General features: G+C 66.9%; 7 protein-coding genes and 1 pseudogene. 5 read left to right on the plus strand and 3 right to left on the minus strand.

Annotated elements, in window-relative coordinates:
• Window positions 1-163: 163 nt before the first annotated feature.
• Window positions 164-649, plus strand: a complete 486-nt coding sequence (locus tag ACZ5Y0_RS36655; RefSeq protein WP_469132962.1) for a hypothetical protein — start codon at window positions 164-166, stop codon at window positions 647-649.
• On the opposite strand, the pseudogene ACZ5Y0_RS36660 reads toward ACZ5Y0_RS36655, so the two are convergent.
• Both ACZ5Y0_RS36660 and ACZ5Y0_RS36665 read right to left on the minus strand, forming a co-directional pair.
• Window positions 642-1,849, minus strand: a pseudogene (locus ACZ5Y0_RS36660) (IS110 family RNA-guided transposase). The gene ACZ5Y0_RS36655 and the pseudogene ACZ5Y0_RS36660 sit on opposite strands and share 8 nt — an antisense overlap.
• Before the next feature lie 501 nt (window positions 1,850-2,350).
• Window positions 2,351-3,226: a sigma-70 family RNA polymerase sigma factor gene (locus ACZ5Y0_RS36665; RefSeq protein WP_469132963.1), complete on the minus strand. Its 876-nt coding sequence runs from the start codon at window positions 3,224-3,226 to the stop codon at window positions 2,351-2,353.
• Between the two features lie 86 nt (window positions 3,227-3,312).
• On the opposite strand from ACZ5Y0_RS36665, the gene ACZ5Y0_RS36670 reads away from it, so the two are divergent.
• The 3 genes from ACZ5Y0_RS36670 to ACZ5Y0_RS36680 all read left to right on the plus strand — a co-directional run bounded on the left by ACZ5Y0_RS36670 (window position 3,313) and on the right by ACZ5Y0_RS36680 (window position 4,763).
• The gene (locus tag ACZ5Y0_RS36670; protein WP_403587263.1) at window positions 3,313-3,771 is read left to right on the plus strand and encodes a carboxymuconolactone decarboxylase family protein; all 459 of its coding nucleotides are present in this window, start codon (window positions 3,313-3,315) and stop codon (window positions 3,769-3,771) included.
• Window positions 3,772-3,880: 109 nt separating this feature from the next.
• Window positions 3,881-4,564, plus strand: a complete 684-nt coding sequence (locus tag ACZ5Y0_RS36675; RefSeq protein WP_469132964.1) for a transposase family protein — start codon at window positions 3,881-3,883, stop codon at window positions 4,562-4,564.
• A gap of 49 nt (window positions 4,565-4,613) precedes the next feature.
• Window positions 4,614-4,763, plus strand: a complete 150-nt coding sequence (locus tag ACZ5Y0_RS36680) for a hypothetical protein (RefSeq protein ID WP_469132965.1) — start codon at window positions 4,614-4,616, stop codon at window positions 4,761-4,763.
• 368 nt (window positions 4,764-5,131) lie between these two features.
• On the opposite strand, the gene ACZ5Y0_RS36685 is transcribed toward ACZ5Y0_RS36680, so the two are convergent.
• On the minus strand, window positions 5,132-5,509 hold the full coding sequence (locus ACZ5Y0_RS36685; protein ID WP_469132966.1) for a VOC family protein: 378 nt from the start codon (window positions 5,507-5,509) through the stop codon (window positions 5,132-5,134).
• A gap of 185 nt (window positions 5,510-5,694) precedes the next feature.
• Between ACZ5Y0_RS36685 and ACZ5Y0_RS36690 the strand changes: the two genes are divergently transcribed.
• Complete coding sequence (locus ACZ5Y0_RS36690; RefSeq protein ID WP_469132967.1) at window positions 5,695-6,177, plus strand: hypothetical protein; 483 nt, start codon at window positions 5,695-5,697, stop codon at window positions 6,175-6,177.
• Window positions 6,178-6,472 lie beyond the last annotated feature (295 nt).

Raw genomic sequence — 6,472 nt, forward strand, 5'->3', positions numbered from 1 at the left:
GCGGCCTCGGCTGTGCTTCAAAACCGGGGCCGGATCAACTCTGGAACCAGCCCGCACCCCCGGTGCATCACCTGATGCACCGGGGGTGCGGGGGGGTGCCCCTATGTCTTTGGTCAAGGGAAACGGGGGTGCGCTGGGTCGGTGAGGCGGGCAGCATGGCCGGGTGGCTGATCTGTTGTGGGATGACGTGAAGTGCTTCTTCGACCCGGACTTGATGGGGTCGTTGCCGGACATGCGTGTCCCGGATGCCTCGGTGCAGGACTGGCAGGCGGTCCTCGACCTGGTCGCGGAGAAGGGCTGGAAGTGCCAGTACTCCGAGGGAGAAGCGGTGCTTCCGGCGCCCCGGGCGGAGGTCGTGCTGTCCCGCCCGGCGGACGCCGAGTGCCCGAACCTGCGGGTCTGGCCGACGGCCGATGTGCTGGCGATCTTCCGGTTCTATGCCGACGACGAAGTCGACTTCGACGTCGACCTGCGGGAGTTGCAGGGCCAGGAGCGACTTGATGTGTTCTGCGGCTTCCTCCGGGAGATCGGAAGGCGGCTGAACAAGCCCGTGCTGATGGACCCGGAAGGCGACCATGGCCATCCAGTGCTCGGCTTCGATGTCGAGGCCGATCGAGTCGTTCTCCTCGCAGACCCGCAGGTCAGGTGACTGCGGCCGACGAATGCGGTTCATAGAAGGTTCCGTCACGGAGCATCGCGAACAGGACGTCGGCCCGGCGCCGGGCGAGGCAGAGCAGGGCCTGGGTGTGGTGCTTGCCCTGGGCGATCTTCTTGTCGTAATAGGCCCGGGACGCGGGGTCGCCCAGGGCGGCGAACGCGGAGAGGAAGAGAAAGCCCTTTTGAGCTGCTTGTTTCCTCTCCTGGAGGGCTGTTCGCCGCGGATCGAGGAGCCCGAGCTCCGGGTGGCCGGGGCGAGACCGGCGTAGGCGGCGAGGTGGCCGGCGGTCGGGAAGGTCCTGCCGTCGCCGACCTCAATCAGGATCCGTGCTCCGGTCCTGACGCCGACTCCCGGCATCGACGTCAGGACCTTCGAAAGAGGGTGGGCCTCCAGCAGTTCCTCGATCCGCCCGGCCAGCAGCTTGCGCTGGTCGAGCACGGCCGCCAGGGAGGCGGCCAGGCTCGGGACGATCAGCGCGGCCGCCTCGGTCCCCGGAACGGTCACGGTCTGCTCGTCCAGCGCGGCGAAGATGTCCTCGACCAGACGCTCGGCCATCCTCGGTGCCTTCGGCCGCAGCAGCGTGACCAGCCGCCGCCTCCCCGCCTTGCGGATCTGGGCCGGTGACCCGAACCGTTCCAGCAGCGTCAGGACGGCCGGGTGCTGCAACCGCGGCCCCAGCACTCGTTCCAGCGACGGGTGGATCTGGGTCAGCAGGCCATGCAGCCGGTTCGCGACCCGGGTCGCCTCACCAGCCAGGTCGTCGTCGAAGCCGACGATCATCTCCAGCTCGGCGATCGTCTCGTCCTCGCCGTCGATCGCCCGCAGCGTATGCGGCATCGCGCGGGCCGCGTCCGCGATGATGAACGCGTCCCTCGCGTCCGTCTTGGCCTCGCCCGGGTAGAGGTCAGCGATCCGCCGCATCGTCAGCCCCGGCAGATAGGCGACCAGACAGCCCATGTCCCGCGCAACGGCCAGCGGCAGGGCGCCGATCGAGGCCGGCTCGTCGACCACGACCAGCACCGTTCCGTGCTTGGCCTGGAGTTTTGCGAACAGCTCGCGGAGCTTGGGTTCGGTGTTGGGCAGGCGCTTGTCGAAGGCTTTCTTGCCGGCCGGGGTGACGGCGGTGGCGTGGTGTTCGCCCTTGCCGACGCCCAGGCCGAGGAAGACGTCGATGTCGCCGGTGTCGATCACGTGCAGGCCCCTCCATCACGTTCACGTCCGGCCTTGCCTGGGCACCGAGCTGCCACATCCACGTTACGGAGAGCTCTTCCGGCCTTGGGTGAAGCCGGTGCTCAAGCCCCTCATCAGCGGTCCGTCGATGCCTCCGGACCCGGTGACACCACCCCCCGGATCATGAACAACAAGGGGGGGAAGTCATGCCGGACCCGAAGGCCGGAGGCCCCATTGCGGAGCCACGAAAAAGGTAACGGGGGGGGTGCGCGGAGGGGATGGCGGATACCGACCACGGTCAAAAGCACATGCTGACCTGCGGGTATGCGGGCTGATGCGGAAGTGGGTGCGGACCGTTGTGTAGGGGTTGTCGGCGGAGATTACGGTCTGGTCGAGGGTGGTGTTGGCGCATCGTGACCGTGGGCGGGCCCTGGTGGTCAGTGAGGTTTTCTCAGAGGCTCAGTTCAACATCTCTACGGGATCAGGTGTGGACTCGCATTGCGCGGCTTCGTCGGTAGGGAGTCACACCGGGTCCGGCAGGTCCATGAGCGCGAGTCTGGCTGGGTCGACCACGGCGGTGATCTCGGTGATGTGGCCGTCGGCGACGGTGAAGGCGAGGAGGGAGAGCGGGGTGCCGTCCTTGCCCCAGGAGATGACGCCGGGGCGGCCGTTGATGGTGGCCGCATGTCCTCGTGCCGCGCTGCCGGCCACTCGCGCGCGGGTGGCGACTTCGGTGGCTCCGAGCGTGACGAACGTGCCGTTCGGGGTGTGGACGGTGAACTTCACTTCGGGGTGGAGGACCTGCAGCAGCTGCTCGAACTGACCGTCGCGGGCTGCGGCCAGGAAGGCTTGGACCACCTCGCGTTGTTGTCGTCCGGCGCTTGCCGGCTGCTGGGCGGCTTGTATTTTCCTGCGGGCGCGGCTGGCGAGCATTTTGGTCGCGTCGGCGGATTTGCCGAGAATGGTGCCGATCTCCGCGAAGGGCACGGCGAACACGTCGTGCAGCACGAACGCCAGTCGTTCGTCAGGGCGCAGCGAGTCGAGAACCGTGAGCAGCGCGAGGCCGACGGAGTCCCCGAGTGCCACAAGGTCTTCCGGAGCAGGAGCGTCGTCGAGCGTCACGGTGAATTCGGGTAGCTGGTCGTCGAAGGAGACTTCTGGGCGCGTCCGGCCCGACCGCAGGACATCGAGGCTGATGCGGCCGACCACGGTGGTCAGCCAGCCGCCGAGGTTGTCGATGGTGTCGGTGTCCTGGCGGGACAGACGCAGCCACGCCTCTTGGACCACGTCTTCCGCGTCGACGTGTGATCCGAGCATGCGGTAGGCGACGGCTCGGAGCCGGTCACGGTGGGACTCGAAGGCATCGGCGATCGGGTCCGCGGGATGGGGGCCGGCCATGTTGTTACCTCCCTGGAAGCTGCTCCGTCATAGGGATGACGCGCAGAGGCGCCGCAACGTAACCCGATGAAGGAGAGCACTCCCCCATGGAAAACCGGCTCAAGAGCAAGAATACGAACAACCCCGATGTGTGGAACGCGGTCCAGCACCTTCAGAAGGCGATCGCCGCCGGGGGTGTTGACCCGAAGCTGCTCGCGCTGGTCCACCTGCGCGCCAGCCAGATCAACAGCTGCTCGGCGTGCGTCTACGCCAGTGTCGCCGGGGGGAAGAAGGCCGGTGACACCGACGAGCGGCTGCACAACGTGGCGGCGTGGCGTGAGGCGCCGTTCTACACCGATGCGGAGCGCGCGGCACTGGCGCTGGCCGAGGCCGCCACCCGGTTGCAGGATGGTGCGCAGGGGGTTACCGACGAGATCTGGGAAGAGGTCAACGCCCATTTCACTGAGGAACAGATCGGCGCGATCAACCTGGAGATCGCGCTGACAAACTTCTTCAACCGGATCAACCGCACCATCAAGGAACCGGCCGGCAAGACCTGGGGCTGAGCCCAGCTGGCTCTTACCCCCACTGAGGCTTCCCCGGCGAAATGATCTCCGGGTGGGCCACGAGGTCGGGCAGGCGTGAAGCCCCTGGTAGGACTGGTCTATCAAGATCATGTCTGCTCGAACTAGAGGCTTCACGTTGGTCACCTACGCTGCCGCGCTCGACGTCCCACGCCACATCGTGGAGTTCCTCGCCCGGCTGCTGGCCGCTCACAGGCGCGGGATCGGCACGCCGAAGGGATCTCGCGCCCTGGGCCCGTTCCGCCAGGCGGTACTGGTGCTGCGGTGGTTCCGAGAACGCGGTTGCGTGCACTGCCTGGCCCGGGACGCCGGGATCTCGCAGGCCACCGGCTACCGCTACCTCCATGAGGGCATCGACGTGCTGGCCGCCCAAGCTCCTGATCTGCCCGAGGTGTTGGACCTCTGCCGCGCCGAGGGGATGACACACGTGGTGCTGGACGGCACGCTGATTGCTTGCGACCGCCTGGCCGGGGTTCGGGAGAACGGCAACGACCTGTGGTTCTCCCGGAAGCACAAGAACTTCGGCGGCAACATTCAGTTCCTGGCCGCGCCGGACGGTACCCCCTTGTGGGTCTCCGAAGTCGAGCCGGGTTCCACCCCGGACATCACCGCGGCCCGTATCCACGTGCTGCCCGCGCTGTACAAAGCCGCCGCCGAAGGGCTACCCACACTCGCAGACAAGGGCTACATCGGCGCTGGCATCGGTATTCACGTGCCCGTACGCCGCCCCAAAGGCCGCTCCGAGACCGCCCTGGACCGACTACGGTCTCGCTGAGTCCGAGCGTCGTCGGTTGGTCCCTGTGTTGGGGCGCCGTACGCGTTCCATGCACGACTTCCTGCGCGACCAGGCAGCCCAAGGAGCCCAGCCCTGGGCAAGGCTGTGGGCTGAAGGCCATGGCGACGCCTGGCGAAACGACGCCGAATACATCGAGCAACGCGAAGACCAGTGGATGCAGGCTCTGCTCGCTGGCTGAGGCATCAGTGCCCGTGCCTGGCTCCCGGCGTCGAACGACATCTCGAACTGGATCACTCACCTGGGCATTCGCCGGACATTGAAGCGGCCTTCGTCTGATCATGTGCTCCGACCAAGGTGCACCGATCGAGACGAAGGCCGTGAGGGACCGCCGGCCTCACACAACCATGGAACTCCGGTGTCGTGGAGGGTCACGTCAACCGGATCAAGATGCTGAAGCGCCAGATGTTCGGCCGAGCAGGATTCGCACTTCTGCGCAAACGGGTCCTGCTGACGTGACAGAGCGTCACCGCCCTGGTCCTGTGCCCGCATATAGTCCCGCTCTTCCCTAGGCATGCATGGCTTGGGCCTACAGTCGTCGTGAACTCTTCAATCAGCCTCCTCGACGATGCAAAAGGGGTGCCCAACCGGATCGATGAGAACGCGCGCCTTGGCGCCATGAGGCTGATGATCCGGTCTGCCCGCACCCAGCTCCAGCAACCGGGCTTCGACCTGGTCCAAGCCCTGCTTGACCTTGAAGCACATGTGAAGCTGCTGAGGAACGGTCTGTTCAGGCCAGCGCGGAGCCCGGTAGCCATCGACCCGTTGAAAGCCGATGAAGACCTGGTCCTCACAGTCGAGACCGGCGAAGTCAGCGTTCGACTTGGGATGGAGTTCCAGACCGGTGGCCTGCTGATAGAACGCTGCCAAAGCCAGCGGATCCGGGCAGTCGAGGGTTATCGCGCTCAACTTCATCTGCAAGGGCATGACGCCTCCCGGACGATCAGTGGACTTCCCTGATGCACACCCTAGAGACGGCTGCCCACGGCTGAGTGAGAACCGACCACCTTCGTGGTCCGCCCAGGAGTAGGCATCGCAGGTCGGAACCTCACATTGCCCGCAGTCACCTGAGGCAGCTCAGCTCCACAAGAAGTGGACCAGAGCCCGTTCTCATGGACAAAGCCAGGGACGTCGCCGTGATCGGCACGGCGCCCGTACGTCAGGAGCTGCCCATCTCCCCGATCGTTCCCTCGCTGCCCCCGCACCTGGTCCAGCTCGGCTTCGACTACGTCCTGGCGGTGGAGGCCGGAGACGACGCCACGGCGGCGTGGCTCGCGCCCGAGGTGGAGCAGCTGCCGGGCATCGCGGAGCTGGTCGTCTTCCCCGTGACCGCACTGTCCGACGACTCCGACCCCTGCGCCGACTCCTTCGTCCTGGACGAGGTCGGCGTCATCTACCTGATGGCGATCCGCGAGTGGGCCACACACGCCCCCGCGACTGCTGCGCCGGGGATCGCCCGCACCATCGCGCACTTCGTCGGCCAGGTCCTCGCGGACGCCCCCACGGACGCCGTCCAGGCTCTGCAGGCGCTGCGCGATGAACAGATGGCGCGGGCCCGTGCGGTGGTGGAGAACGTGGTGGCTCTGCACCGCTGACCGCACCACCGCACTGGGTGGGTGCGCACCGGTGCGGTGGAGCGCACCGATCCGGTGCGGTGGAGGCGCACCGAGCCCATCCGGTGCGCCTCCACTCGGTGCGGTGGTGCGCGCACCGGTGCGGTCGGTGCGCGGGAGTGAACCCCCGCCAACCTGAAAGTCCTTGGTCAGCGGGGCTGGTGTGACCGCGTTCCGGGGTGCTCGTGCTGATCGTGGGCGGGAGCCCATCGAGAAGATCGTCTGCCAGAGGTCGGGGTTGTCTCCGAAACGGAGTCCGGAGCAGCGCTCCGGACCG

It is taken from the genome of Streptomyces sp. NPDC033216 (genome assembly GCF_055577115.1).

Coding starts and splice junctions, on each gene's coding strand:
- ACZ5Y0_RS36675 (WP_469132964.1), top strand. CDS start 3,881: ATGTCTGCTCGAACTAGAGGCTTCACGTTGGTCACCTACGCTGCCGCG.
- ACZ5Y0_RS36680 (WP_469132965.1), top strand. CDS start 4,614: ATGCACGACTTCCTGCGCGACCAGGCAGCCCAAGGAGCCCAGCCCTGG.
- ACZ5Y0_RS36665 (WP_469132963.1), bottom strand. CDS start 3,226: ATGGCCGGCCCCCATCCCGCGGACCCGATCGCCGATGCCTTCGAGTCC.
- ACZ5Y0_RS36685 (WP_469132966.1), bottom strand. CDS start 5,509: ATGCCCTTGCAGATGAAGTTGAGCGCGATAACCCTCGACTGCCCGGAT.
- ACZ5Y0_RS36670 (WP_403587263.1), top strand. CDS start 3,313: ATGGAAAACCGGCTCAAGAGCAAGAATACGAACAACCCCGATGTGTGG.
- ACZ5Y0_RS36690 (WP_469132967.1), top strand. CDS start 5,695: ATGGACAAAGCCAGGGACGTCGCCGTGATCGGCACGGCGCCCGTACGT.